This is a genomic window from Methylocystis sp. (assembly GCF_051062815.1).
GTDB lineage: Bacteria > Pseudomonadota > Alphaproteobacteria > Rhizobiales > Beijerinckiaceae > Methylocystis.
The window spans coordinates 173,753-199,012 of the sequence record NZ_JBPFDU010000078.1; the positions used below are offsets into that span (position 1 = coordinate 173,753).

A 25,260-nucleotide genomic window follows, 5' to 3' on the forward strand; every position below is an offset into this window, starting at 1 on the left:
TCTTCTCCGAGCAGGGTTGGGTCGATTATCTCTATCGGCAGACACAGGATAAAAAGACTCCCGAACGCATCAATACGCTCATCAACTCGAAAACGGCGCCTTGCTGATTGCTCAGTGTCGCTATCATTATTGACGTCTTACTCCCGCGCCAGCGCGATCATCACCGCGCCAAGCAACATCACCGCCGCGCCAAGCAGCCGGCCGCTCGACTCCTCCTTCAGCACACGTCCGCTCGCGACCACGGTAAAGAGCGCCGACAATCGCTTGATGGCGATGACATAGGGCGTGAACAGCACGGTGAGCGCCCACATCTGTAAAGTATTGCCGAAGGCCATCGCCGAACCTGCGCCGATGGCGTAACGCAAATCGAACGCGCTTGGCGCGGCGCGCCGCCCGGCAAACCAGTAGAGCAGAGCGCAGAGCGAGATGACGATCGTCACCGCCGCGATCCAGATGAGCGGCGTCGACGACCGGACGCCGAGCTTGTCGATGTTGGCGGTGACGCTCCAGATCAACGCGGTGCCGATCATCATCCGCGCGCCTTTGTCGCGCGCGAAGACATGGAAGTTGAAGCGGCGCCCGTTTGCCCGGTCGGCGTCGAGCAAGCCGACGCCGAGCACGGTGAACAGCACGCCGAAGACGCCCATCGGCGGCGCGTGCTCGCCGGTCATGATCGGCGAGGTGAACAGCATCAGCACGGGCGTGAGCAGGACGAGCGGCGCGACCAGCGACGCGTCGGACAGTCGAAAGGCGCGGATGTACAGCACATAGGCGACGACGTTGAGCGCGCCTGACCAGGCCAGCAGAGTCCAGAAATCAGGCTTCGTCAGCGAAACAAGCGTCTCGCGCGGCGCGCCGAGCAGGCCCGGATAGTAAACGAGGCAAGCAAAGCTCAGCAGGACAGCGCCCGCGCACCATTGCGCGGCGAGAATGGCGCGATCGTCGGCCGTTCGCGTCGCGGCCTTGGTGCCGAGATCGGTGACGGATTGGCAAATGGCGGTGACGAGCGAGGCGAAGAGAGCGAGAAGCGCGAGATCCATGGCGCGCTATAGCGCATGATCAGCGAGAGTGGGAGTTGGCGTTGCCTGAGATATCGAGCTTGCGCGCGGCAAACCCTCTCCCAAGGGGAGAGGGTCGGCCCGGAGGGCCGGGGTGAGGGGAAAGAGTCTCTGGTTTTTTCCGCATTAGACGAACGGCGTAGCAACCCCTCACCCGGCCGCTTCGCGGCCACCCTCTCCCGATGGGAGAGGGTTGCGCGCCTCGTCTTGAAGGAGAAGCGCGCGTTGCCTTACGCGCCGGGCTTCACCGCCGTCACCAGTGTGTCGACGCCGTCACGAAATTCGACCGTAACCGGCGCGAAGCCTGCGGCGCGCAACTGCTCGAGCGCCGGCTCGAAATGCATGATGTGCAGAGAGGATTCGTCGCTGAGCAGATGCACGATCCAGTCTTCGAGCAGATCGAGTCGGTTCATCTTCGTGAAAATCTTGAACCAACCCCGCACCACGGCTTGCGTATCGGCAAGATGCGCCGCCGGGTCGTCCATCGCATAGCGGTCGCCGTTGACGAAAATTCCGCCCGGCTTCAGGACGCGGAAAATCTCCCAAACCACGGCCTTACGGTACTCGTCAGGGAAGTTATGGATCGCGTAATTCGAAATGACGACATCCCTGTGCGCATCGGGCAATGCGCGCAGCGCTGTCAGCGCATCCGCTTCGATAAATTCGACGCGGCCCGCCAGGGCGTAATCGGCGAGATTGGTTCGCGCCTGATCGAGCATTTCGCCGGCGCTGTCGATCGCGGTAAGCTTCAGGTCGTCCCGCGCCGAGAGCGCCGCCAGCGTGCTGATCCCCGTTCCGCAGCCGATCTCGAAGCCATCGATCGGCCCTGCGTCGGAACGCCACCCGGCGACTCTGTCGCCGATCTTTTTGGCGAGCGTGGCGGCGTTTGGACACATCAGCCGCAGCACGTCATATTCGGCCGCAATGGGCCCAGTGAACGGATTTTCTTGAAGCGCGGACATGCGGCTTTTTTTCATATCGCGGCAGGCCTCGCAAGGGCGGCTTTTCTTGAGGGCGGCTTTTCTTGCCGGGGCCGCCATGTTAGCGAAACTCCAGCATATCCCGTGAGAAAGCTATGACGCAGGCATTACGCAGCGAGCCGCAGGCAGGCGGCGCAGACGCGACGCTGAGCGACTCGTTTGTCGCGCTGGGGCGCGCCGCGCGGGCGGCGGCGCGGGCGGTGGCGCTCGCCTCCACCGACTCCAAGAACGACGCGTTGCGCGCAGCCGCCGGCGAAATTCGCCGCCAGAGCAACGCCATACTCGCCGCCAATGCGCTCGACGTCGCCGACGCCAAGGCGCGCGGAACGGCGGCGTCTTTCCTCGATCGGCTGACGCTCGATCCCGCTCGCGTCGAGGCGATCGCCCGTGGACTGGAGGAGATCGCCGATCTGCCGGACCCTGTCGGCCGCGTTCTGGCGAGTTTCGATCGCCCGAACGGCCTGAAAATCGAGCGCGTCTCGACGCCGCTTGGCGTCATCGGCGTGATTTACGAAAGCCGGCCCAACGTCACCGCCGACGCTGGCGCTCTGTGTCTCAAGGCCGGCAACGCCGCGATCCTGCGCGGCGGCTCCGAGAGCCTGCGCTCGTCGGCCGCCATTCACGCCTGCCTCGTCGCGGGGCTGAAGGCCGCAGGGCTTCCCGAAGCGGCGATCTCGCTTGTCGCGACGGCGGATCGCGCCGCCGTGGGCGCGATGCTGGCGGGCCTCGACGGCAATATCGACGTGATCGTGCCGCGCGGCGGCAAGAGTCTCGTCGCCCGCGTGCAGCATGAGGCGCGCGTTCCGGTTTTCGCGCATCTCGAGGGCATCGTGCATGTCTTCGTGCATAGGGACGCCGATCTCGACATGGCGAGGCGCGTGTTGCTCAACGCCAAGATGCGGCGCACCGGCATCTGCGGCGCGGCGGAGACGCTGCTCGTCGACAAGGCCTGTGTGACGACGCACCTTGCGCCGCTCGTCTCGATGCTGATCGATTCAGGCTGCGAAGTGCGGGGCGACGCAGCCTCTCAAGCCGCCGACGCGCGCGTGAAGCCGGCGCGCGAAGACGACTGGCGCGCCGAATATCTCGACGCCATCATCGCGGCGCGGGTCGTCGACGGGCTAGAGGGCGCGATCGATCACATCGAGACCTATGGCTCGCATCACACCGATTGCATCATCACGCGCGACGCCACTGCGGCGCAGCGCTTCATGAACGAGGTCGACTCGGCGATCGTGCTGCACAATGCCTCGACGCAATTCGCCGACGGCGGCGAATTCGGCTTTGGCGCCGAGATCGGCATCGCCACGGGCCGTATGCATGCGCGCGGACCCGTCGGCGTCGAGCAGCTGACCTCCTTCAAATATCGCGTCTACGGCGACGGCCAGGTGCGGGGATAGGGCGAAGTCGAGGGAGGGCCGTCCGATGTCGCGATCGTCGAGTGCCATGACTGAGCTGTTGCCCAATCCGACCCCGGGCGAAATTCTTGCCGAGGAATTTTTGAAGCCCATGCGACTGAGCCAGAATGCGCTCGCGCGCGCCATTCGCGTGCCGCCCCGCCGCATCAATGAGATCGTTCTTGGCAGGCGGGCGATCACCGCCGACACGGATTTGCGCCTGGCGCGATATTTCGGGATCTCGGAAGGCTTCTTTCTCGGGCTGCAGGCGGACTATGACCTTATGGCCCGGCGCCGGCAGATCGGCTCCGAGCTCGGCGCGATCGAGCCGCGCGCCGCCTGAGAACGCTTGATCTAACCCAAGCCGGCGCCGCATATCGGGCTATGACAGCCGCCCCCGTCCGCCTCCCGCCGCACGCGTCCGGCATGCGCATCGGTCTCTTTGGCGGCTCTTTCGATCCACCGCATGAAGGCCATGCGCTGGTCTCGCGGCTCGCGCTGACGCGTTTGAAGCTGGATCGGCTGTGGTGGATCGTCTCGCCCGGCAATCCGCTCAAGGACGCGCGCCAACTGCCGTCAATCGAATCGCGAATAGCGGCCGCAAAAAAAATCCTGCGCGATCCGCGGGTCGCCTTCACCGGATTCGAAACCGAGATCGGCGCACACTACACCTGCGACACGCTCGAGTTTTTGCACGCGCATTGTCCAGGCGTGCGTTTCGTCTGGATCATGGGCGCGGATAATCTTTTGCAGTTTCATCGCTGGCGGCGATGGCAGGACATTGCGCGGACGACGCCGATCGCCGTCATCGACCGGCCGGGCGCGACGCTCAAAGCCGCCAACGCCAAGGCGGCGGTCTATTTCAAGAGCGCGAGGATTCCCGAGAGCGAGGCCGGCATGCTCGCCGTGACGCCGCCGCCGGCGATCGTCTATCTGCACGGGCCGAGACTCGAGCGTTCGTCGACCGAACTGCGCGCCGGGACGCGTTCGTGAACGCGCTCCGGTTTTCTTGATTGATGCACTTTCTGCGCTAAACCCGCGTCGACTTCGGCGGAAACGCTCCCGCTATTTGCGCTCGAAGAGCGGCAATATCCAGCGCTTATAGGCCCAGAAGCTCAGAGGAATGCCGACGAAGATCGCGACCCACATCAGAGCCGAATTGTCCGTGCTGTGCTCGTAAAAGCCGCCGCCCTCGGTCACGGACTGCGTATAGGGATTGCGCACAAAGAGCGTAATCGCGAATGAGCCGATGACGATCAGCGCGGTCGCGATGTAGAGACTGCGCGGAATCACGATCTTCGGCACATGCGGCTGCGTCGGCGCATCTTCAGGCTTGGGCGGCGGAGTTTCCTGCGGCTCATTCTGAGGCTTGCCCTCGTCGTGGGGTTCTTCGGTCATGGGCTTCTCTCCCGAGATTCTATCCTTGGCCCCAATATAGGGCTGCTTTAGGTCGCCGCGCCATAGACGTCATATGCCTCCGCGCGCTCGATTTTCGCCGTGACAATGTCACCCACGCGCAACGGGCGCCGCGATGCGACAAAGGCTGCGCCGTCGATCTGCGGCGCGTCGGCCTTGGTGCGGCCCTTGGCGAGCGCGCCCGATGGTCCGCCGCCCGGCTCGTCGATGATGACGGAAAGGCGCTTGCCGATCTTGCGCTTCATCAGCCGCGCGCTGATCGCCTGCTGCTTTTCCATAAAGCGCTTCCAGCGCGTCTCCTTCACGTCGTCGGGAACGGCGGGTAGGCCAAGCGCCTCGGCCGGCGCGCCGGCGACGGGCTCATATTTGAAGGCGCCAGCGCGGTCGATCTCGGCCTCCTCCAGCCAATCGAGAAGATAATCGAAATCCGCGTCGGTCTCGCCGGGGAAGCCGACGATGAACGTCGAGCGCAGCGCGAGGTCGGGACACGCCTCGCGCCAGGCTCGAATGCGCGCCAGGGTCTTTTCCTCATTCGCGGGGCGTTTCATGGCCTTCAGCACGTTCGGCGCGGCATGCTGAAAAGGAATGTCGAGATAGGGAAGAATTTTCCCCCCCGCCATCAAAGGCACGACCTCGTCGACATGAGGATAGGGATAGACGTAGTGCAGGCGGACCCAAAGGCCGAGATCGCCAAGTTCGCGCGCCAGATCGAGAAAGCGCGCGCGCACGCTACGGTCGCCGAACATGCTCTCGGCGTAGCGAATGTCGCGGCCGTAGGCGCTCGTGTCCTGCGAAATGACGAGCAGCTCCTTGACGCCGGCGCGCGCCAGCTTTTCCGCTTCGCGTAGCACATCGGCGGCCGGCCGCGAGACGAGCGGCCCGCGCAAATGCGGGATGATGCAGAAGGAGCAGCTGTTGTCGCAGCCTTCCGAGATTTTCAGATAGGCGTAGTGGCGCGGCGTGAGCTTCACGCCTTGTTCGGGGAGAAGATCGACAAACGGGTCATGCGCGGGCGCGGCGGCGCGATGCACCGCATCGACGACGCTCTCGTACTGCTGCGGGCCGGTGATCGCCAGCACTTGTGGAAAGCGTTCAGCGATCGCTTCGGGTTCCGCGCCCATGCAGCCGGTGACGATCACCTTGCCGTTTTCATTCAGCGCGGCGCCAATCGCTTCGAGCGACTCCGCCTTGGCGCTATCGAGGAAGCCGCATGTGTTGACGATGACGACGTCGGCGCCGGCGTGGCTGCGCGAGAGCTCGTAGCCTTCGGCGCGCAGCCGCGTGATGATCCGTTCGCTATCGACGAGGGCCTTCGGACAGCCGAGCGAGACGAAGGAGACGCGCGGGGCGGCGCTCAGCGGCCTCTGTTGTTCCTGCATGGCGCCCCTTGCCATGCGGCGGCGGACTTTGCAATCGCGGGCTCGGCGTTACGCTGTCAGCGCGCCAATGAGAGCGAAGAGCGCGACGGCGGCGAAGATGATCGCGTGGACCATAAACGCAACTCCGACGAGCCCCGAGTTGGTCTAATTGCGCGCGCTTTAAGAAGGCGTTGAGGGCCTTGTTCTGGGAGAGTTTTCGGCGGCAGGCGCAAAAAAGCCAATAAGTCAGCGACGATGAGGGCCCTTGCCGGAGCTCAAAAAGAAAAATTTGCGCTCGGCCTGAGCCGCTCTTAATGAATAGCGCCTCGCTACGAGCTTTAGCCACGCCGTCTCAGAAGGAAGCGCCACGTCTTGACGAATTCCATAGTTCTCGGAACTGGGTCTTATGCGCCGCAGCGCGTCATCTCCAATGCCGACCTCGAAAAAATCGTCAGGACGAACAATGAGTGGATCGTCAGCCGCACCGGCATCAAAGAGCGCCGGGTGGCCGCAGATCATGAGGCCACATCGGATCTGGCCGCGGCTGCAGGGCGCGAGGCGCTGCAGTTCGCTGGCGTAAAGCCGGACGACGTCGACATGATCGTCGTGTGCACAGTGACAGGCGATGCGCCGACGCCGTCCTGCGCGTCGTTTGTTCAGGCGCAGCTCGGCGCGAGAAACGCCTTCGCTTTCGACGTCGGCGCGGCATGCGCCGGCTCTCTTTACGGGCTGTCTATCGCCGACCAGTTCATCAAAAGCGGCAAGGTGAAGCGCGCGCTGGTGATTGGCGCCGAGACTCTCAGCCGCTTCGTCGACTGGACCAATCGCGAGACATGCGTGCTGTTTGGCGACGCCGCGGGCGCAATTTTGCTCGGCGCCAGCGAAGAGGAAGGGCGCGGCCTGCTCGCCGCGAGCCTGCGCACGGACGGTTCAATGACAGGGATTCTCGGCATCTATGGCGGCGGCAGCCGTCGCCCGCCTTCCGCCGAAATGCTCGAAGACAAGGCCGGCAAAATCAAGATGCGCGGGCGCGAGGTCTATAAGGTGGCGACGCGCCTGTTGCCTGAAGTGGTCGGCGACACGCTTGAAGCCGCCGGTCTGACCGCAGCCGACGTCAATCACGTGATCGCCCACCAGGCCAACAAGCGCATCATCGAGTCCGCAATGCAGAATCTCGGCGTTCCGTTCGAGAAATGCTGGATTAACATTGACCGCTACGGCAATACGTCGAGCGCCTCGATGCCGATTACGCTCGATGAGGCCAATCGCGCCGGAAAGCTGAAAAAGGGCGACGTCATCGCGATGATGGCGATCGGCGCGGGAATGACCTGGGGCGGCGCAGTGCTGCGCTGGTAGGCGTTTCCTTTCGCGGCCGTCCAACTCCAAACTTCATTGACGCCAAACAGGCCAGCTTGACGCGGGCCTTTTTCGCCTTGCTCCATCAATCTACTCATGCTACCGTTTTTATAGACTATTGGAGAGGCGTCACCATGAGCGAGAATTTGCAGAAGAGTCTTGGTCTGGGAATTTTAGGGGGCTTGGTCGCCCTCACGATGCTGGCGAGCGCGCATTCTCAAGCGGGACAGACGTTCCTGAACGTCTCCTATGACCCGACGCGCGAACTCTACAAGGCGATCAACCCCGCTTTCGCGGCGGACTGGAAAGCCCGGACCGGCGAAACGATCGAAATTCAAGCGTCGCATGGCGGCTCGGGCGCGCAGGCGCGCGCCGTGATCGAGGGGCTGAACGCTGATGTCGTGACGCTGGCGCTCGCCGCCGACATCGACGCGATCGCCAGCAAGAGCGGCAAGATTCCGGTCGATTGGCAAAAGCGCCGACCGAATAACTCGTCGCCCTATACGTCGACGATCGTGTTTCTCGTCCGCAAGGGCAATCCGAAAGCCGTCAAGGATTGGGACGATCTGGCCAAGCCCGGCGTCGCGGTGATCACGCCAAACCCCAAGACGTCCGGCGGCGCGCGTTGGAATTATCTTGCGGCCTGGGGCTATGGGCTGAAGAAGTTCGGCGGCGACGAAGCCAAGACCAAAGATTTCGTCAAGGCGATCTATAAGAACGCCCCGGTCATGGACACAGGCGCGCGAGGCTCGACGATCACCTTCGCCCAGCGCGGCATCGGCGACGTGCTCCTCGCATGGGAGAACGAAGCTTTCCTTGCGCTCAAGGAATTCGGCGCTGACAAGTTCGAGATCGTGACTCCGCCGCAGTCCATTCTGGCCGAGCCGCCAGTCGCGGTCGTCGACGCCAACGCCGACGCCAAAGGCAACAGGCAGCTCGCGGAAGCCTATCTCGACTTCCTCTATTCGCCGCCGGCGCAGGCGATCATCGCACGCCATTTCTATCGTCCCGTTCATCCCGAATATGCGGCGAAGGACGACGTAAAGAAATTCGCCAAGATTGACTTCATCACCGTGGATAAAAGTTTCGGCGGCTGGGCGGCGGCGCAAAAGAAACACTTCGCCGACGGCGGTATTTTCGATGAAATTCAGAAACAAGAGCTGACAAGGTGACCTCCCCGAGCCTTGTCGGCAAAAACGCTCGGCGCTTCACGGCGCCGAGCGTCATTCCAGGCTTCGGCCTGACCTTCGGCTGTACGCTGATCTATCTTGGCCTCATTGTTCTCTTTCCGCTCGCCACGCTCATCTGGCAGTCATCGGGACTAGGATTTTCCGGCCTCTATGCGATCGCCGCGGAGCCGCGCGTCGCCGCGTCGCTGCGCACGACATTCTTCATTTCCTTCGCGGCGGCGGTCGTCGACTTGTTCTTTGGCCTCATCGTCGCCTGGGTGCTCACCCGCTACGATTTTCCCGGCCGTCGACTGCTCGACGCATTCGTCGATCTGCCTTTTGCGCTGCCGACGGCCGTGGCCGGCATTTCGCTTGCGGCGCTCTATTCGCCGAATGGTTGGTTTGGCGCGCCGCTCGCCGACTACGACATCAAGGTCGCTTACACCCGCTGGGGCATTCTGGTCGCGCTCATCTTCATCGGACTGCCGTTCGTCGTGCGCACGGTGCAGCCCATTATTTCCGAGCTCGAAGCGGAACTGGAGGAAGCCTCCGCCACTCTTGGCGCGGGCAGGCTGCAAACCGTCATCCGTGTGATGCTGCCGCCCCTGGCGCCGGCGCTGCTCACCGGCTTCGCGCTCGCCTTCGCCAGATCCATTGGCGAATATGGGTCGGTGATCTTCATCGCCGGCAATATCGCTTACGTCTCCGAGATCGCGCCGCTGCTCATCGTCGTGAAGCTTGAACAATATGATGTCCCCGGCGCGACCGGAATCGCGACGATCATGCTGGCGATTTCCTTCGCCGCGCTGCTTCTCATCAATCTGGTTCAGGCCTGGAGCCGCAGGAGATTCGGCCATGTCTGAGATCGCGGTCACGTCCAGCGGCCGCGATCGCGGCGTCAAACTCCGTCCGGTCACGCACGACTCGTCGTTTGCGCGCTACGCGCTTATTGCGACCGCGGTGCTGTTTCTCGCCATCTTTCTTTTGGCGCCGCTTGCAATCGTCTTCGTTGAAGCCTTCAGCAAAGGGATCGGCCCCTTTCTTGCGGGGTTCGACGATCCAGACGCGCGCGCCGCGATCCGTCTGACGCTTCTTGTCGCGGCGATCGCCGTGCCGGCGAATCTTGTGTTCGGACTCGCGGCGTCCTGGTCGATCGCCAAATTTTCCTTTCCCGGCAAGAGCGTTCTCATCACGCTGATTGATCTTCCGTTCTCCGTATCGCCGGTCGTCGCCGGCCTCGTCTATGTGCTGGTGTTTGGCGGCCAGGGCCTCTTCGGCCCATGGCTTGCCGCTCACGGCGTGCAGATCATCTTTGCCGTGCCCGGCATCGTGCTGGCGACCATCTTCGTCACCTTTCCTTTCGTTGCGCGCGAACTCATTCCGTTGATGGAGGAGCAGGGCAAGATTGAGGAGGAAGCGGCGCTCACGCTCGGCGCCTCCGGCTTCAAGACTTTTCTCACCGTGACGCTGCCCAACATCAAATGGGGCCTGCTGTACGGCGTGCTGCTGTGTAACGCCCGCGCCATGGGCGAGTTCGGCGCCGTTTCGGTCGTATCGGGTCACATACGCGGCCTGACCAACACAATTCCGCTTCAGGTGGAGATACTCTACAATGAGTACAATAATGTCGCCGCCTTCGCGCTCGCGGTTCTTCTTGCAGGCTTGGCGCTTGTCACACTCGGGCTCAAGACGTTCCTCGAATGGCGTCACGCCGACGCGCTCTCCGGACGCGCTCGCCGCCACTGAAGGAAGCAAGCGCGGAACGTCCATTCGCATCGAGGGAGTCGAGCAGGATTTCGGCGCCTTTCCGGCCTTGCGCGACGTCAGCCTTCACATTCAGCCTGGCGAACTCGTCGCGCTGCTCGGACCCTCGGGCTCGGGCAAGACGACGCTGCTGCGCGTGATCGCGGGCCTCAATTCTCCCGATCGCGGCCGGATCCTCTTCGACGGCGAGAATGCGACCAATCTCCCGGTGCAGGACCGCCAAGTCGGCATGGTTTTTCAGAACTATGCGCTCTTCAAACATATGACCGTCGCCAACAATATCGGCTACGGTCTGAGAGTTCGCCCCAGGCGCACGCGTCCCTCGCGGGCGGCGATCAAGGCGCGCGTGACGGAGCTTCTGCAGTTCGTGCAGCTCGACGGGCTTGGCGGCCGCTATCCGGCGCAGCTCTCCGGCGGGCAGCGCCAGCGCGTCGCGCTGGCGCGCGCGCTCGCCATTGAGCCGCGCGTGCTGCTGCTGGACGAGCCATTTGGCGCGCTTGACGCGCGCGTGCGCAAGGATTTGCGTCGCTGGCTGCGTGACATCCATAAGCAAACAGGATTGACGACGGTCTTCGTCACGCATGATCAGGATGAAGCGATGGAGCTTGCCGATCGCGTCGTCGTGCTCAACGAAGGCCGCATCGAACAGATCGGCACGCCTGAAGAACTTTACGATCGTCCGGCTTCGCCGTTCGTCATCTCCTTCGTTGGCGAAGCGATCGCGTTGCCCGTCACCATCTCCGACGGCCACGTTACATTCGGCGGCCGCGAATTGCACATCGACACCCACGGCTTGCGTAGCGGGCCGGCGAGAGTCTTCTTTCGCCCGGCGGACATCGCCGTCACGGCTGAAGGCAACGGCGATCTTGAAGGACGCGTCGAGAGCCTGCGACGCACGCCTGCCGGCGTTCGCGCCACGATCGCCATCGACGGCTATGATCAAACGCTTGAGATCGACTCGCCGCTCGAACGTTCGGCTTCGCTCGGCGGCCGCGTTCCGCTTTCGCTCGCGAAAGCACGCATCTTTCCGGCCGACGAGAATGGCGACTATGTCGACGCCGGAGACGGCATTTGAGCGCGGCGCCTGCTGACGCGATCGATGCGAAGAACGCCGCCAACGACTGGAATTCGGCGCTCTATCTGAAATTCGAAGCCGAGCGCACGCGCGCCGCCCGCGACCTGCTTGCGCACGTGCCTTATTGCGACACGCGAGCGGTTTTTGACCTGGGATGCGGACCTGGAAACAGCACTCGGCTCCTCGCGATGAGCTTTCCCGGCGCTGACATCATCGGAATCGACAAATCTGACAATATGCTATCGGTCGCTCGGGCGTGCACGCCGACGGCGACGTTTATCAAAGAGGATATCGCGCATTGGCGGCCGTCGGAGCCCGCCGATCTCATCTTCGCCAATGCGGCGCTGCATTTCCTTCCCGATCATCGCGGGTTGATGACCAGGCTTTTGAGTTATTTGCGGCCCGGCGGACGTCTTGCGGTCCAGATGCCGAACAATACGCATGAGCTTTCGCACGCGGCGATGCGCATGGTGGCGGCGGATGGCCCCTGGGCGCCGCGTCTGCTTCCAGTCGCCAAGTCGATCATGACGCTCGGTCCGCTCGAGGAATATTACAATCTGCTCGCGCCGCTCTGCAGCACGATCGACATTTGGCAGACGGTCTATGTCCACCCGCTCGACGGCCCTGACGGCGTGGTCGAGTGGTTCGAAGGATCGGGCCTTCGTCCATTTCTTGATTTGCTCGATGAACATGAGCGCGCCGAATTTCTCACGCGCTACAGAGATAGGCTCGCACAGGCCTATCCCCGCCAGCCGGACGGCAAAGTGCTTCTGCGGTATCCGCGCCTCTTCTTCGCCCTGCAGAAATAGGGCGGCGGTCTAGGTCTCTGGTCGCTACGGCGGCGCCCAATCCGACAAACTGTGACATTGCCGCAACGCTTTCGCTTAATGTGCTAAGTAGTCTACTAAATCGATAGACGAAAAGCTAATGTTTCGCTTTACTGCCTCTCGCGGCGCGGACGGAAAACGGTCGCAGAGGGGCACCCTCGGCGGCCCAGAGAGAGCTCGAATGTCGAAGCGAAAACTAAGGCGCGGGCTGCAGTTACGGCGTTTACTGTGGCTATTTCGCAACAGCGCAAGTCGAAAAATCGAATTGACTAAAACATGAGCTTAACAGCTCAACCGTGACGGCATACCGATATGTATACGATTTACATATCGGTACGTCGTTCAAAACGCGTCAACCGGAGTTGGGTTAAGCGATACGGGACAAAAGTCGATGTCGACAAGCAAAAGCAGAAAGAAGTTGAGGTTAGCCGCGTTTGGCGCCGTTGTCGGCGCTGCCCTTAGCGTTCCCGAAATTGCGGGCGCCGAAGACAAAGCGCCCTCTAAGGAAGTTTCGGAAAAAGGGGGTCAGTCGGATGGCGGCGCAAAAGCAGCCGCGTCGGAAAAAGGGTCAGTGAAAACGAAGACCGATCCTAAGGTCGCGGCGGGTCCTGCGGCGCCGACCGCCCCGCTGGTGAAGAAGAGCTATTACGTGCCGACCCGCGGCTATCGTTTGGAGCCGCAGCCCGACATTCCTCCCTATGTGCGCAATCTGGCGAAGACCTACAAGGAATTCGAAGGCGTCGACTGGCTGAACGTCGGTCTCGATTCGCGCGTGCGTTTTGAATATCGCAAGGACGACTATCGACCTTGGACGAACACGACAACCAATCCGCCGACGTCGCAGCGCAAGTATTTCCCCAATTCGCTTTGGCTGTCGCGCACGCGGGCCTATCTGGGCGTGCAGAACATCCTCGATCCCTTCCGTTTCGTTGTCGAATTTCAGGACTCACGCGCCTACAACAGCATCTATGAATATCAGGGCCAGGAGATCAATCAGACGGAGGTCATTTCGGGCTACGGCGAACTCTTTTTCAAGGACGCCTTCGGCAAGGACGATCTCGGCAATGATCGTCCGCTGACCCTTCGCGCCGGACGCTTCCACTTCGAGCTGCTCGATCGCCGCCTGATCGCCCAGAATGAGTTCCGCAACACCACGAATACGTTCGACGGCTTCCGGATCAAAATCGGCAAGAAGGATAATGATTGGGACATTGACAGTTTCCTGATGCGGCCGGTTATTCGTTATCCCTATCAGTTCGACCGACCTGACTGGCAGAACTGGATCTACGGCAGCGTGTTTAGCATCCGGCGCTGGTCGGAATATGCGACGATCCAGCCTTATTTTTTGGGCCGCAAGCAATATGGAGATCCGCTCAACGTCTCGAACGCGCGGAAGTTTCATCGCGACACATACGCGCCTGGCCTGCGAGTCTATGGCGTGCTCGGCGACTTCGATTACGACGTCGACATCAACAAGCAGTTTGGCGAAACCGGCGAATTCCGCGATCTCGGCGCGCGTCGCAACGCCATTCAAACGACCGTCCAGCACGACGCCATCGCCTATGCATTCGAGGCTGGCTACACATTTTCAGAGCATCCGTGGAAGCCGCGGATCAGCGCCAACTACGCCTATGGCACAGGTAACAAGAGTCCATACGACAGCGCCAATCAGACATTCGACATCTTCTATGGCTTCAACCAGCCATTTTCACGCAACGACTATATCGCCTGGAATAATATCAAGGCGCCCAAGGCGCGCTTGGAGTTTTCGCCTTTCAAAGATCTCCGGATCGATACGGCGTTTAGCGCCTATTGGCTGGCGAGCGCGGCGGCGGCCTGGGACCGGGCTAATCTCTTTGCGCCGCTCGGCAACAGAGGCACGTTCATCGGCACGGAATATGATCTGCGCATCCGCTACAAACTGAATCAGTTCATCAATTTGACGGCGAGCTACGCGCGGTTCTGGCCGGGCTCCTTTACCTCGAGCTTCGCGCCGCCGGTCGCGCTGCAGCCGTTCTTCCCGCAATCCTTTTCCGGGCAGAGCACGACCACGAATGGTCTGACCGGGCGCCCGACCGACTTCTTCTATCTGGAAGTCTCAGCCAACGCCTTTGGCGATGGCAATCAGATCACAAAGCCGCCAAGCTCGGATTTTCTCGCTCTCTTCTCGCCTGAAGGGCCTCCGCCGCCGCCTGCGCCGCCGCCAAGCTGGTCTGACGTCTACGTCGGCCTCAATGGCGGTGGGGCGTGGTCGAGCCCGCGGTCGATCGTGCAGCCCTGGCCCTTCGGCGCCGCCGCCGCGAGTCCAGCCGTGGCCGCCAGCGCGACGCCGCTCGACCAGACGAACCATCTCGCCGGCTTCATCGGCGGATTCCAGATTGGCGCCAATTGGAAGTTCCTCGACAGCTTCTTGGCCGGCGCCGAGGCGGATCTGCACGGCGTTTCCGGCAACACCGACACGCGGTGGCAAGCGACCCTCGCGCAGGGGGGCGGCAATAGTTTCGCCACTTATGCGCAGCACACCGCGACTCTCAATTATCTGGGAACGATCCGCGGCCGATTGGGCTATCTCGTCACCCCGACGCTCGCCGTCTATGGCACGGGCGGCATGGCCTATGGCGGCGTCATCTCCAACGCCGCGATCTTCACCCGAAGAATTGGCGGCACGAACCAGACGCTCGTCAATCCCGTCTATCAGGACAGCTTGATCGGCTGGACGGCGGGCGGCGGCGCCGAATGGATGTTTACGCCCGACTGGAGCGTCAAGATCGACTATCTTCGCTACGATCTCGGGGCCGCTGAAGGGTTCAATTACGCGGCCCAGTCGACAGGCTTTTACGCTTACGGCGCGACAAGCTCGACGCGCTTCAATGGCAATCTCGTCCACGCCGGCGTCAACCGTCACTTCGATCTCATCAGCATCGCAGAAGCGAAATAGGCTCAAGCTAAAGTGCGAGGCGCTGCGTCAGTTAAGGCAGCGCCAGTTCGCTTCTGAATTACGCTTACAGGGCCGCTTCAGTTACGCTCTCGCCTTCAAATTCATTTGGCCGGGAACTGCCCCGAGAACCCGATGACAGCCGTCTTGCCGCTGTTCAAGAGCTTCACCGCCTTGAATTTGGGTGGCGTTATTCGACTGTGGAACATTGTCTTCGCGAGACTCCTGATAGGTAATGAATCCTTGGCAAGCATTTGACCGCAGCGGACCCTGACATGCGGTGATCGAACCGTCGCGTCAAAATTGAAATTCGCTGCCAGGCTCTGGAGAGCATACGAGCTGTGCATTTTGTTCCTTCCTAGGAACATTTCTCAAGTTCCAGAGTTTTTCTTCGGCCGTGACAGGCTGTACGCCGCCGCTGCGCGTTGGCGTGGTTGCGTTGTTCGCAGCCAAAAAAAGCGAAAGCTGAGCAGGTTCGCTACGGTTGGAAACTTTCCGTCGCCACGTCTTTTGGTGAAAGGATTGACCGATGGCTCCAGACCCCAATCCAGTTCCCAAAGGACAAGAACGGCCTCCATCCACAATCGAAGAGCTTGATGTGCTCTGGCTTACGGCGGGACTGGGTTGCGACGGCGACTCGGTCTCAATCACCGCCGCCAGCGAACCGAGCATAGAAGACGTCATTCTCGGAGCGATCCCCGGACTACCGAAGGTGCGCTTGCACAATGCAGTGCTCTCCTACGAAGTGGGCGATGACTTCATGAAGGCGTTCCATCAAGGCGCGCGGGGCGAACTCGAAAACTTCGTGCTTGTGGTCGAAGGCTCCATCCCGAACGAGAAGCTCAGCGGCGATGGCTATTGGGCGGCAGTTGGCACGGATGCGGCGACAGGCCAGCCGATTAGAACCACTGAATGGATCGACCGATTAGCGCCAAAGGCGCTTGCCGTAATTGGCGCCGGAACATGCGCGACATTTGGCGGCATCCACGCGATGAAAGGCAATCCAACCGGTTGCATGGGCCTTCAGGACTATCTGGGCGCCGAGTGGAAATCAAAAGCCGGTCTCCCGATCGTCAACGTTCCAGGCTGTCCTGTCCAGCCCGACAATTTCATGGAGACATTCCTCTACCTGCTGCGCCAGCTCGCCGGTCTGGCGCCGATGATTCCCGTCGACGGACACGGCCGCCCGCGCTGGCTGTTTGGTCCCACAGTTCATGAGGGATGCGACCGCGCCGCTTACTACGAAGAGGCCGATTTCGCGCAAGAGTATGGCTCGCGGAAGTGCCTGGTGAAGATCGGATGCTGGGGCCCGGTTGTTCAATGCAACGTGCCCAAGCGGGGTTGGATCGCGGGTCTTGGCGGTTGCCCAAATGTCGGCGGAATCTGCATCGGCTGCACCATGCCGGGCTTTCCCGACAAGTTCATGCCGTTCATGGACGAACCGCCCGGCGCCCGCATCTCATCGGTTCTCATCAAGCCCTATGGCGTGCTGATCCGCAATTTGCGGAAAATCACCAATCACACGCTCAACAAGGAGCCGAAGTGGCGCAATAAGGAGCCGTCCTACACCACCGGGTACGATCCTGATCGGCCGAACAAGACTCATCCACTCTAAAGTAAGGGACTGCGATCATGGTCGACCTTGCAACGCGTCGCTCCGCGTCTCCGAGCCCCCATAAAGCGTCGCCCAATCTCGTCGAGATGAATTGGGATCCGATTACCCGAATCGTCGGCAGTCTCGGAATTTTCACCAAAATTGATTTCGAAAATCGGCAAGTTGCCGAATGTCACAGCACGTCGTCGATCTTTCGCGGCTACAGCATTTTCATGAAGGGCAAAGATCCTCGTGATTCCCACTTCATCACCAGCCGCATCTGCGGAATCTGCGGCGACAATCACGCGACGTGCTCTGTCTATGCGCAGAATATGGCCTATGGCATCAAGCCGCCGCCGCTCGCCGATTGGATCATCAATCTGGGCGAAGCCGCGGAGTATATGTTCGACCACAATATCTTTCAGGACAATCTCGTCGGGGTCGATTTCTGCGAGCAGATGGTCAAGGAAACCAATCCAAGCGTCTGGGTAAAGGCGCAACGGACTCCGGCGCGGAACGCAGACGCTCATGGCTATCGCACGATCGCCGAGATCATGACCGCGCTCAATCCATTTTCCGGAGAATTCTACCGTGAGACATTGATTGTGAGCCGCTACACGCGTGAGATGTTCAGCCTGATGGAGGGGCGCCATGTGCACCCCTCCACTCTTTATCCGGGCGGAGTCGGCACCGTGCCGTCAAATCAGCTCTTTACCGAATATTTGACACGCCTCGTGCGCTATGCCGAGTTCATGAAAAAATGCGTGCCGCTGCACGATGATCTGTTCGACTTCTTTTACGAAGCGCTGCCCGGCTACGAGGAGGTCGGACGTCGACGAATACTGCTCGGGTGCTGGGGCGCGTTTCAGGATCCAAACCATTGCGACTACAATTATAAGCATATGACCGACTGGGGTCGAAAAATGTTCGTCACTCCAGGCGTTGTCGTCGACGGCAAGCTTGTCACGACCGACCTCGTCGACATCAATTTGCAGATTCGCATATTGCGCGGGCAGTCCTACTACGACGACTGGGACAATTGTGAAACCTTCGTCAAGACGGATCCGCTGGGCAATCCGGTCGACCAAAAGCACCCATGGAATCAGACGACGATTCCAAGACCGCAGAAGCGAGATTTCGACAAGAATTACTCCTGGGTGATGTGTCCGCGCTGGCTCGACAAGAGCAGCGGAGATCATCTGCCGCTCGACACCGGCGGAGGCGCCTTCGCGCGTCTGTTCTCCACGGCGCTGGCGGGACTGGTCGACATGAACGGCTATGTCAAAGCCACGGGCGACAGCGTGAAGATCAATCTTCCCAAGACGGCGCTCAAGCCTGCAGTGGAGTTTGAATGGAAGGTGCCAAAGTGGAGCAACGCGATCGAACGCGATCGGGCGCGCACCTATTTTCAAGCCTACTGCGCCGCTGCGGCATATTACTTCCTGGAGCAGGCCTTCGCAGAGATTCAGGCGGGCCGCACAAAGACCTTTACGCCATTCGAAGTTCCCGACGAGGCGATCGGCTGTGGCTTCCACGAGGCGGTGCGAGGCGTGCTGTCGCACCATCTCGTCATAAAAGACAAGAAGATCGCCAATTATCATCCCTATCCGCCGACGCCGTGGAACGCGACGCCGCGAGATGATTTCGGAACGCCGGGGCCCTACGAGGACGCAGTTCAGAACACGCCGATCTTCGAAGAGAACGGTCCGGACAAGTTCAAGGGAATCGACATCATGCGCGCAGTGCGCAGTTTCGATCCCTGTCTGCCATGCGGCGTGCACATGTATGTGGGCGGCGGCAAAACCGTTAAGACCACGCATTCGCCCATGTTCGGCGCGTCGCGAAAGCAGTCGCCATGAGTGGAGAGGCGCGCGAGACGGAGACGCTGGAGCAGTCTCTGGCCCGGCTGGAGCAGCTGACGGCCGCGCTTGAGGGGATTGCGGACGGGACGGGGCGGGAGGCGGCGCGTGAGCTGTTGGCGCTCGTGCTCGATTTGCATGCTCGTTCGCTCGCGCGACTCAGCACAATCATTGCAGCATCGAATGATGGCGCCGCCTTACTCGAGAAGATCGTCGAGGATCGGGACGTTCGGGCGATATTGCTCCTCCACGGACTACATCCGCACAGCGTTGAGCGTCGTCTACAGGATATCATCGCGCGCATGCAGCCGCAGTGGAGCGCGCGCGGCCTCCATGTGAGCCTCATGAGCGTGAATGAAGCCTTCGCAATGGTTCAGCTGCAAAGGAATGGCGTTGCTGAGCCTACCGACCAGTTGCGGCTGGAGATCGAGAACGCTCTCACCGACGCGGCGCCCGACCTCGACGATATTTTGATCGAATTGGACATGACCACGCTTTACGCCGAAACCGCCGCCTAGAGATAAAGGGGCGCGACAGCATGGAAAGAATAGAATCGGGGAATTGGGCGTCTCGGCTGCGGCGCTTCGTGCGCGCGACGGAAGAAGAGCATTGCGAGTTCTGCTCGAAGGCCATCGATTCCCGGCACGCGCATTTGGTCGAGCGCGCGACGCGAAAGTTCTTTTGCGCTTGTCCTCAATGTGCGTGCCTCTTGGGAGGGGGAGAGCGTTTTGCCGCCTTGCGCGCACGCGCCGATGCGCTGCACGACTTCGAGCTGAGCGACGACGAATGGGAGGGCTTTCGCATCCCAATTGATCTCGCCTTCGTGTTCCGCAGCACGCCGGCCCAGGGTCCCGTGGCGATCTATCCAGGCCCAGCCGGAGCGATCGAGTCTCCTTTTGCCGCCGATGGCTGGTCGCGACTGATCGCGGCCAATCCGATGTTGGCCCACCTTGATCCGGACGTTGAGGCGTTGCTCGTCAATCGAGTGAATGGCGCACGGGAATACTATCTCGTTTCGATTGATCGCTGCTATGCGCTCATCGGGCTGATCCGAAGTCATTGGCGCGGATTGTCGGGCGGCGCAGAGGTCTGGGAGGCTGTTCGCGACTATTTTGGGACGCTACGAGACGACGTCGAGACGAAGGACAGGGTTCATGGTTGATCTCGACTTTCGCATCGAAGACGTCAAAGTCGAGAAATATTCGGCGGCGCCGCTGCTGCTATTTGCGTTGCATGTCGTAAACAAGACGCCTGATCTGCCCGTTCTCAACGTGATGTTGAACTGCCAGATTCGCATCGAGCCTGCGCGGCGGCGCTATGACGGTGATGAGCACGATCGGCTTTCCGATCTCTTCGGTCAGCCGTCGCGCTGGGGCGAGACGATGCGGAGTTTCCTTTGGACGCATGCGAGCGTTTCCATTCCCGCCGTCAACGGTGAGCGCATAGTCGATCTGCCGGCGCCTTGCAGTTATGATTTCAATATTGCCGCGACGAAATATTTTCATGGCCTGGAGCAGGGCGACGTTCCGCTCAATTTTCTGTTCAGCGGCTCGATTTTTTACCGCGACAGCGAAGGCAGGTTGCAGATTGAGCAGGTCGCGTGGAGCAAGGAATGCGCGTATCGCCTGCCGTTAGGCGTATGGCGCGCGATGATGGAGCATTACTATCCGCAAAGCATGTGGCTCTGCCTGCATCGCGACGCTTTTGACGAACTGGACCGGTACCGGCGCCGGCAAGGACTTCCGACATTTGAACGCGCCTTGCAGGCGCTACTCGAAGCCAACGCGGCGGAGGCGACATGAAACTCGACTCCATGAGAGCGATCGCCAACGCCGTTCTTTACGAGGGCTACATCCTTTATCCCTATCGGCCATCGTCAATAAAGAATCGTCAGCGCTGGACGATCGGGGGCGTCTTTCCGAAGGCGTTCGATCGACAGGGCGACGCCTCGCGCATGGAGACGCAGGTTCTCTTGCGGGGCGGAGAGCAGGCGGCGTTCAACGTCCATTTTCGATTCCTGCAGGTCATGACGCGCGAGGTCGGACAGTTGACGACGCCGACGCAAGAGCTTCCGGAAGAGGGCGAGCCGGCGCTGACGCGCGTTCCGAGCCTCAATGTCGACGGTCGGGAGTTGCTGGCCTGGGAGGAGGCGATCGAACGGGAGATCGCCTTAGGGCCGCTGCGGGCGGCCGATATTCAAGAGGTATCCGCTGTCTTGCCGTTCCGCTTCGAAGGCGCACCCGAAATTGAGCCGGTGCGCGGCGAAGACGGCTGCATCGCCGCCGTTCTCATTCGCACGTCGCATAAGATTCAGGGCGTCATCGACGCGAAGGCGCAGAGACTCGCGCCGGATGTGTGGAAGCTGACGATAGGAATCGAGAACGTCACGCCGCTTGCGGGCACGGATCGTGAGGAACGCGCAGCAGCGCAACTTCGCGCCTTTGCCTCAACGCATGCAATCCTCACGGTTGAAGATGGCGCGTTCGTCTCGTTGCTCGATCCTCCGGACGATCTGCGGGAAGCTGCGGCGCAGTGCCGAAATGTCGGCGCTTTCCCGGTGCTGGTCGGGGGACAAGACAATAGCGCCATGCTCGCTTCGCCGATCATCCTCTATGATCATCCGGCGATCGCGCCGGAAAGTCCCGGCGACCTCTTCGACGGCACTGAGATCGACGAAATCTTGACGCTTCGCATCCTCGCGATGACCGACGCCGAAAAACGCGAGATGGCGTCCGTCGACGCCCGTGCGCGCGCGCTTCTGGAGCGCACGCATGCTTTGACCGCCGAGGACATGGCGCGACTTCATGGCGTCATGCGCGATCACCAGTCTCAGGCCAGTCCGATTGAACCGCCGCCGATGGGCGGGGATCATGAGAAGCCTCGACTCGTCTCGCTGCTCGATAGCGGACGCAGTCTATGTGTCGGCGCCCGCGTGCGGTTACGTCCAAAATCGGGCGGCGACATCATGGATATCGCGCTGAAAGACAAGATCGCGGTCGTCGAGGCGATTGAGCGCGATTTCGAAGACCGGATCCATGTCGCGGTGACGTTGATTGACGATCCGGGCCGGGATCTCGGCGCGGCGGGCTTTCCCGGACACCGGTTCTTTTTCAGTCAGGAGGAGATCGAGCCGATTGCCGCGGGAGATGGGCCATGACCTCGATCCTCGTCGCCTGCGTCGGCAACATCTTTAATGGCGATGACGCCTTCGGAGTCGAGGTGGCGCGCCGGCTCTCACAGGTCACGCTCCCGGACGGCGTTCGAGTGATCGATTTCGGCATTCGCGGAATCGATCTCACCTACGCGCTGATGGATGGCTATGACGCCGTGATTCTCGTCGACGCGGCGCAGCGGGGGCATGCGCCGGGCGTCGTCTCAGTGGTCGAGCCGGACCTAATCGAGGCGGGAGACTCCACACTCGAGGATCTGGCGCTTTCGCCGCATGAGCTCGATCCGGCGAAAGTTCTTCGCCTGGCGTCGGCGCTCGGCGGAACTTGCCGGCGCGTGCTCCTGGTCGCGTGCGAACCCCTGACGCTTGGCGGCGAGGAAGGCGTCATGGGTTTGAGCGAGCCTGTCACGGCGGCGGTGGCCGTCGCCACCGAGACGGTAGAAGAGCTGATCGATGGAATGATGGCGGCGTAACCTGGCGCAATTCGCGCTAGCGTCGCGTATCGAAAAAGGGAGAAACGTCATGAGCGGATGGGAGATTACAGGAATCGTCCTGGGGATTATTATCCTCCTGTTGCTGGTCATGAACGCGAAGGATCTTTGGCGCTATATCAAAATTAGCAACATGTGAGGCTGACAGGACAATCATGAGTTTTGCCACCGAGCCATCGCAGGCGCTCGAATTTCGGGTGCGCGGCCGCGTTCAAGGCGTCGGCTTTCGCCCGACTGTCTGGCGCATGGCGCGCGAACTTGGGCTTGCTGGCGAGGTTCTCAACGACGGCGAGGGCGTATTGGTGCGCGTCAGCGGCGACCAGTCGCGAATCGCTGCGCTGTTTCGACGAATCGAACGAGACCCGCCGCCGCTGGCGCATATCGACAGCATTGAAAGGCGGCGCTACAGCGGCAGACTGCCACAGGAGTTTCGTATCGCCGAGAGCATCGGGGGACCCGCTCGCACCCAGGTCGCGCCCGATGCGGCGCTCTGCGGCGCATGCGCAGCGGAGCTGCGCGATCCGGACGAACGCCGCTATCGCTATCCGTTCACGAATTGCACCCATTGCGGACCGCGCCTCAGCATCGTGAAGGCCATTCCCTACGACCGCGCGACGACGACGATGGCGCCCTTCGCCCTGTGTGCGGCATGTGAGGCGGAATATAATGATCCAACGGATCGCCGCTTCCATGCCGAAGCTGTGGCCTGTCCGTCCTGCGGGCCGACCGCATCGGTTGCTCCCTTCGGGCAAGCAAAAATTTCGCGCGCCGGCGACGCCGACGCGGTCGAAATTGCAGCTCGCCTGATCACGCGCGGCGACATCATCGCCGTCAAAGGACTCGGCGGCTATCATCTCGCATGTGACGCGACCAACCCCGAAGCGGTCGCGCGCCTGCGCCGATTGAAGCGTCGTGACGCAAAGCCATTCGCGCTGATGGCGCGCGATCTTGATGTCATGCGGCGCTACTGCGCAATCGACGCCGTCGAGGAACGCGAGCTCACAAGCGTCAAGGCGCCGATCGTGCTGATACGCGCAACAGGCCCGGAGCGCCTGCCCGAGGCCATCGCGCCCGGACTCGACACGCTCGGCTTCATGTTGCCGACGACGCCGCTACATCTGCTGCTCGTCGAGCAATTCAAACATCCGCTCGTGATGACGAGCGGCAATATTTCGGACGAGCCCGCAGTCGTCGACGACGCGGAGGCGTACCGACAGCTTGCCGATATCGCGTCCTTTGCGTTGACGCATGATCGCGCCATCGCCAATCGCGTTGACGACTCGGTTGTGCGGGTTATGAGCGGGCGGCCGAGGGTTCTTCGCCGTGCCCGCGGCTACGCGCCCGCGCCGCTCCTGTTGCCGAGCGGCTTCGAGAATGCGCCCGACTTGTTGGCGATGGGCGGAGAGTTGAAGGCGACCTTCTGCCTGGTCAAGGACGGTCAGGCGATCCTGTCGCAGCATCAGGGCGATCTCGAGAACGCGGCGACGTTGGATGATTACAAAAAGAATCTGGCGCTCTATCGGAGCCTGTTCGATCACGCGCCGTCGGCGATCGTCGTGGACAGGCATCCGGAATATCTCTCGTCGAAGCGCGGCCGCGCCGAGGCGGACACACGGGCCTTGCCGTTGATTGACGTTCAACATCATCACGCCCATGTCGCCGCCTGCCTTGCCGAGAACGGTCGACCGCTCTATGCGCCGCCGGCGCTCGGGATCGTGCTCGATGGACTCGGCTTTGGTGATGACGGCGCGATATGGGGCGGGGAATTCCTGCTCGCCGACTATAACGACTACGAGCGGCTGGCGCGCTTGAGGCCGGTCGCCATGCCCGGCGGCGCACAGGCGGTGCGCGAACCGTGGCGAAACCTCTATGCGCATCTTAAGGCCGCGGACGCGTTCACGACACCTTCTGCGGCTGGCGATTGGACCGCCTTGAACGGCAAACCGCTGGCCACGATCGACCGGATGATCGCGCAAGGACTTAATTCACCGTTAGCCTCCTCTTGCGGACGGCTGTTCGATGCGGTCGCCGCCGCGCTTGGCGTCTGCGCCGACCGTCAGGCCTATGAAGGCGAAGCGGCGGCGCGACTCGAGGCGCTTGCGGCTGCGGCGCCGAACGAAGAGCGGGGCTATGCATTCGAGATTTCGGGCTCGGAGCTCATCGACATCGATGCGGCGCCGATGTGGGGCGCAATTCTCGATGACCTGCGGCAGGGCGTTTCGGCGCCGACCATTGCGCGCCGGTTTCACCTTGGTCTGGCTCAGTCAATCACTGAAGTCGCCATGCGACTGGCGGCTGCGCGACGCCTTGAAACGGTGGCGCTGTCGGGCGGCTGCTTCCAGAATCGCCTGCTTTTCGAACGTGTCTGCGACAGTTTGTGCGAGGCTGGCTTCACGGTGCTCACACATGCTGACGCGCCCGCCAATGATGGCGGGCTCTCGCTTGGCCAGGCCGCCATCGGCGCCGCGCATCTGATGAGAACCGACATGACAAGAGATGGAAAGGACGGCGCATGTGTCTCGGCATCCCCGGCTGCATCGTTCGCATAGACAATGCCGACGATCTCGTCGCGACCGTCGAGGTGAGCGGGGTGCGTCGTCAGATCAACATCAGCTGCATCGTGGATGAAGAACATCCTGTCGAGTCCTGCGTCGGCGATTGGGTTCTTGTCCATGTCGGTTTCGCGATGAGCCGGATCAACGAGGCGGAGGCGGCGGAGACGCTCAGATTGCTGCAAGAGCTTGGCGAACTCCAAGCCGAACTTGAGACTATGCAAACGCTCACCGACGCAGTCGCGGCGGAGGAATAGGGA

The 25,260-nt window shown here is 61.5% G+C and carries 23 protein-coding genes; 19 read left to right on the forward strand and 4 right to left on the reverse strand.

What is annotated here, in order from left to right; genetic code table 11:
• Positions 1-137: 137 nt before the first annotated feature.
• Positions 138-1,040 (reverse strand): EamA family transporter, encoded by a 903-nt coding sequence (locus tag ACR65W_RS15410; protein ID WP_434502789.1) that lies wholly within the window; start codon positions 1,038-1,040, stop codon positions 138-140.
• A gap of 248 nt (positions 1,041-1,288) precedes the next feature.
• The gene (locus ACR65W_RS15415; RefSeq protein ID WP_434502791.1) at positions 1,289-2,020 is read right to left on the reverse strand and encodes a class I SAM-dependent methyltransferase; all 732 of its coding nucleotides are present in this window, start codon (positions 2,018-2,020) and stop codon (positions 1,289-1,291) included.
• Positions 2,021-2,133: 113 nt separating this feature from the next.
• Here ACR65W_RS15415 and ACR65W_RS15420 point away from each other — a divergent pair, with 113 nt between their 5' ends.
• The 3 genes from ACR65W_RS15420 to ACR65W_RS15430 are packed head-to-tail and all read left to right on the forward strand — an operon-like array spanning position 2,134 to position 4,428.
• Positions 2,134-3,438, forward strand: coding sequence for a glutamate-5-semialdehyde dehydrogenase (locus ACR65W_RS15420; protein ID WP_434500756.1), 1,305 nt, complete (start codon positions 2,134-2,136; stop codon positions 3,436-3,438).
• A 25-nt stretch (positions 3,439-3,463) separates the two neighbouring features.
• On the forward strand, positions 3,464-3,778 hold the full coding sequence (locus tag ACR65W_RS15425; RefSeq protein WP_434500757.1) for a HigA family addiction module antitoxin: 315 nt from the start codon (positions 3,464-3,466) through the stop codon (positions 3,776-3,778).
• A gap of 41 nt (positions 3,779-3,819) precedes the next feature.
• The gene (locus ACR65W_RS15430; protein ID WP_434500758.1) at positions 3,820-4,428 is read left to right on the forward strand and encodes a nicotinate-nucleotide adenylyltransferase; all 609 of its coding nucleotides are present in this window, start codon (positions 3,820-3,822) and stop codon (positions 4,426-4,428) included.
• A 72-nt stretch (positions 4,429-4,500) separates the two neighbouring features.
• Here the strand turns inward: ACR65W_RS15430 and ACR65W_RS15435 are convergent, their stop codons facing one another.
• Together ACR65W_RS15435 and rimO are read right to left on the reverse strand one after the other, a co-directional pair.
• Positions 4,501-4,833 carry a hypothetical protein gene (locus ACR65W_RS15435; RefSeq protein ID WP_434500759.1) on the reverse strand — a complete coding sequence of 111 codons (333 nt, stop codon included), beginning with the start codon at positions 4,831-4,833 and terminating at the stop codon, positions 4,501-4,503.
• Between the two features lie 47 nt (positions 4,834-4,880).
• On the reverse strand, positions 4,881-6,230 hold the full coding sequence (gene rimO / locus ACR65W_RS15440; protein WP_434500760.1) for a 30S ribosomal protein S12 methylthiotransferase RimO: 1,350 nt from the start codon (positions 6,228-6,230) through the stop codon (positions 4,881-4,883).
• Positions 6,231-6,581: 351 nt separating this feature from the next.
• Between rimO and ACR65W_RS15445 the strand changes: the two genes are divergently transcribed.
• The 16 genes from ACR65W_RS15445 to ACR65W_RS15520 all read left to right on the forward strand — a co-directional run bounded on the left by ACR65W_RS15445 (position 6,582) and on the right by ACR65W_RS15520 (position 25,257).
• Positions 6,582-7,565 carry a beta-ketoacyl-ACP synthase III gene (locus ACR65W_RS15445; protein WP_434500761.1) on the forward strand — a complete coding sequence of 328 codons (984 nt, stop codon included), beginning with the start codon at positions 6,582-6,584 and terminating at the stop codon, positions 7,563-7,565.
• A 197-nt stretch (positions 7,566-7,762) separates the two neighbouring features.
• A complete protein-coding gene (locus ACR65W_RS15450; protein ID WP_434500819.1) occupies positions 7,763-8,737 on the forward strand; it encodes a sulfate ABC transporter substrate-binding protein in 975 nt (324 codons plus the stop codon).
• Positions 8,734-9,597: a sulfate ABC transporter permease subunit CysT gene (cysT, locus tag ACR65W_RS15455; protein WP_434500763.1), complete on the forward strand. Its 864-nt coding sequence runs from the start codon at positions 8,734-8,736 to the stop codon at positions 9,595-9,597. Before ACR65W_RS15450 ends, cysT begins: the two co-directional genes overlap by 4 nt.
• A complete protein-coding gene (gene cysW / locus ACR65W_RS15460; RefSeq protein ID WP_434500764.1) occupies positions 9,590-10,480 on the forward strand; it encodes a sulfate ABC transporter permease subunit CysW in 891 nt (296 codons plus the stop codon). Before cysT ends, cysW begins: the two co-directional genes overlap by 8 nt.
• Positions 10,481-10,502: 22 nt before the next feature.
• Positions 10,503-11,573 (forward strand): sulfate/molybdate ABC transporter ATP-binding protein, encoded by a 1,071-nt coding sequence (locus tag ACR65W_RS15465; RefSeq protein WP_434500820.1) that lies wholly within the window; start codon positions 10,503-10,505, stop codon positions 11,571-11,573.
• Positions 11,570-12,382 (forward strand): trans-aconitate 2-methyltransferase, encoded by an 813-nt coding sequence (tam, locus tag ACR65W_RS15470; RefSeq protein ID WP_434500765.1) that lies wholly within the window; start codon positions 11,570-11,572, stop codon positions 12,380-12,382. Before ACR65W_RS15465 ends, tam begins: the two co-directional genes overlap by 4 nt.
• 589 nt (positions 12,383-12,971) lie before the next feature.
• Complete coding sequence (locus ACR65W_RS15475) at positions 12,972-15,338, forward strand: alginate export family protein (protein WP_434500766.1); 2,367 nt, start codon at positions 12,972-12,974, stop codon at positions 15,336-15,338.
• A 526-nt stretch (positions 15,339-15,864) separates the two neighbouring features.
• Entirely contained in the window at positions 15,865-16,950 is a 1,086-nt protein-coding gene (locus ACR65W_RS15480; protein WP_434500768.1) for a hydrogenase expression protein HypE, read from the forward strand.
• Between the two features lie 17 nt (positions 16,951-16,967).
• Entirely contained in the window at positions 16,968-18,788 is a 1,821-nt protein-coding gene (locus tag ACR65W_RS15485; RefSeq protein ID WP_434500769.1) for a nickel-dependent hydrogenase large subunit, read from the forward strand.
• Positions 18,785-19,306 carry a nitrogen fixation protein NifU gene (locus ACR65W_RS15490; RefSeq protein ID WP_434500770.1) on the forward strand — a complete coding sequence of 174 codons (522 nt, stop codon included), beginning with the start codon at positions 18,785-18,787 and terminating at the stop codon, positions 19,304-19,306. The genes ACR65W_RS15485 and ACR65W_RS15490 overlap by 4 nt, the downstream gene beginning before the upstream one ends.
• A 20-nt stretch (positions 19,307-19,326) precedes the next feature.
• Complete coding sequence (locus ACR65W_RS15495; protein WP_434500771.1) at positions 19,327-19,950, forward strand: DUF5947 family protein; 624 nt, start codon at positions 19,327-19,329, stop codon at positions 19,948-19,950.
• Positions 19,943-20,590 carry a DUF6084 family protein gene (locus ACR65W_RS15500; RefSeq protein WP_434500772.1) on the forward strand — a complete coding sequence of 216 codons (648 nt, stop codon included), beginning with the start codon at positions 19,943-19,945 and terminating at the stop codon, positions 20,588-20,590. The genes ACR65W_RS15495 and ACR65W_RS15500 overlap by 8 nt, the downstream gene beginning before the upstream one ends.
• On the forward strand, positions 20,587-21,945 hold the full coding sequence (locus ACR65W_RS15505) for a hypothetical protein (protein WP_434500773.1): 1,359 nt from the start codon (positions 20,587-20,589) through the stop codon (positions 21,943-21,945). Before ACR65W_RS15500 ends, ACR65W_RS15505 begins: the two co-directional genes overlap by 4 nt.
• Entirely contained in the window at positions 21,942-22,430 is a 489-nt protein-coding gene (locus tag ACR65W_RS15510; protein ID WP_434500774.1) for a hydrogenase maturation protease, read from the forward strand. The genes ACR65W_RS15505 and ACR65W_RS15510 overlap by 4 nt, the downstream gene beginning before the upstream one ends.
• Positions 22,431-22,603: 173 nt before the next feature.
• Positions 22,604-24,997, forward strand: coding sequence for a carbamoyltransferase HypF (gene hypF / locus ACR65W_RS15515; protein WP_434500775.1), 2,394 nt, complete (start codon positions 22,604-22,606; stop codon positions 24,995-24,997).
• The gene (locus tag ACR65W_RS15520; RefSeq protein ID WP_434500776.1) at positions 24,961-25,257 is read left to right on the forward strand and encodes a HypC/HybG/HupF family hydrogenase formation chaperone; all 297 of its coding nucleotides are present in this window, start codon (positions 24,961-24,963) and stop codon (positions 25,255-25,257) included. Before hypF ends, ACR65W_RS15520 begins: the two co-directional genes overlap by 37 nt.
• Positions 25,258-25,260 lie beyond the last annotated feature (3 nt).

Bases quoted from the DNA above. Each gene is read 5' to 3' on its own strand.
- ACR65W_RS15410 (WP_434502789.1), bottom strand. From the start codon at position 1,040: ATGGATCTCGCGCTTCTCGCTCTCTTCGCCTCGCTCGTCACCGCCATT.
- ACR65W_RS15415 (WP_434502791.1), bottom strand. From the start codon at position 2,020: ATGTCCGCGCTTCAAGAAAATCCGTTCACTGGGCCCATTGCGGCCGAA.
- ACR65W_RS15420 (WP_434500756.1), top strand. From the start codon at position 2,134: ATGACGCAGGCATTACGCAGCGAGCCGCAGGCAGGCGGCGCAGACGCG.
- ACR65W_RS15425 (WP_434500757.1), top strand. From the start codon at position 3,464: ATGTCGCGATCGTCGAGTGCCATGACTGAGCTGTTGCCCAATCCGACC.
- ACR65W_RS15430 (WP_434500758.1), top strand. From the start codon at position 3,820: ATGACAGCCGCCCCCGTCCGCCTCCCGCCGCACGCGTCCGGCATGCGC.
- ACR65W_RS15435 (WP_434500759.1), bottom strand. From the start codon at position 4,833: ATGACCGAAGAACCCCACGACGAGGGCAAGCCTCAGAATGAGCCGCAG.
- rimO (WP_434500760.1), bottom strand. From the start codon at position 6,230: ATGCAGGAACAACAGAGGCCGCTGAGCGCCGCCCCGCGCGTCTCCTTC.
- ACR65W_RS15450 (WP_434500819.1), top strand. From the start codon at position 7,763: ATGCTGGCGAGCGCGCATTCTCAAGCGGGACAGACGTTCCTGAACGTC.
- cysW (WP_434500764.1), top strand. From the start codon at position 9,590: ATGTCTGAGATCGCGGTCACGTCCAGCGGCCGCGATCGCGGCGTCAAA.
- ACR65W_RS15480 (WP_434500768.1), top strand. From the start codon at position 15,865: ATGGCTCCAGACCCCAATCCAGTTCCCAAAGGACAAGAACGGCCTCCA.
- ACR65W_RS15485 (WP_434500769.1), top strand. From the start codon at position 16,968: ATGGTCGACCTTGCAACGCGTCGCTCCGCGTCTCCGAGCCCCCATAAA.
- ACR65W_RS15490 (WP_434500770.1), top strand. From the start codon at position 18,785: ATGAGTGGAGAGGCGCGCGAGACGGAGACGCTGGAGCAGTCTCTGGCC.
- ACR65W_RS15495 (WP_434500771.1), top strand. From the start codon at position 19,327: ATGGAAAGAATAGAATCGGGGAATTGGGCGTCTCGGCTGCGGCGCTTC.
- ACR65W_RS15500 (WP_434500772.1), top strand. From the start codon at position 19,943: ATGGTTGATCTCGACTTTCGCATCGAAGACGTCAAAGTCGAGAAATAT.
- ACR65W_RS15505 (WP_434500773.1), top strand. From the start codon at position 20,587: ATGAAACTCGACTCCATGAGAGCGATCGCCAACGCCGTTCTTTACGAG.
- ACR65W_RS15510 (WP_434500774.1), top strand. From the start codon at position 21,942: ATGACCTCGATCCTCGTCGCCTGCGTCGGCAACATCTTTAATGGCGAT.
- hypF (WP_434500775.1), top strand. From the start codon at position 22,604: ATGAGTTTTGCCACCGAGCCATCGCAGGCGCTCGAATTTCGGGTGCGC.
- ACR65W_RS15520 (WP_434500776.1), top strand. From the start codon at position 24,961: ATGTGTCTCGGCATCCCCGGCTGCATCGTTCGCATAGACAATGCCGAC.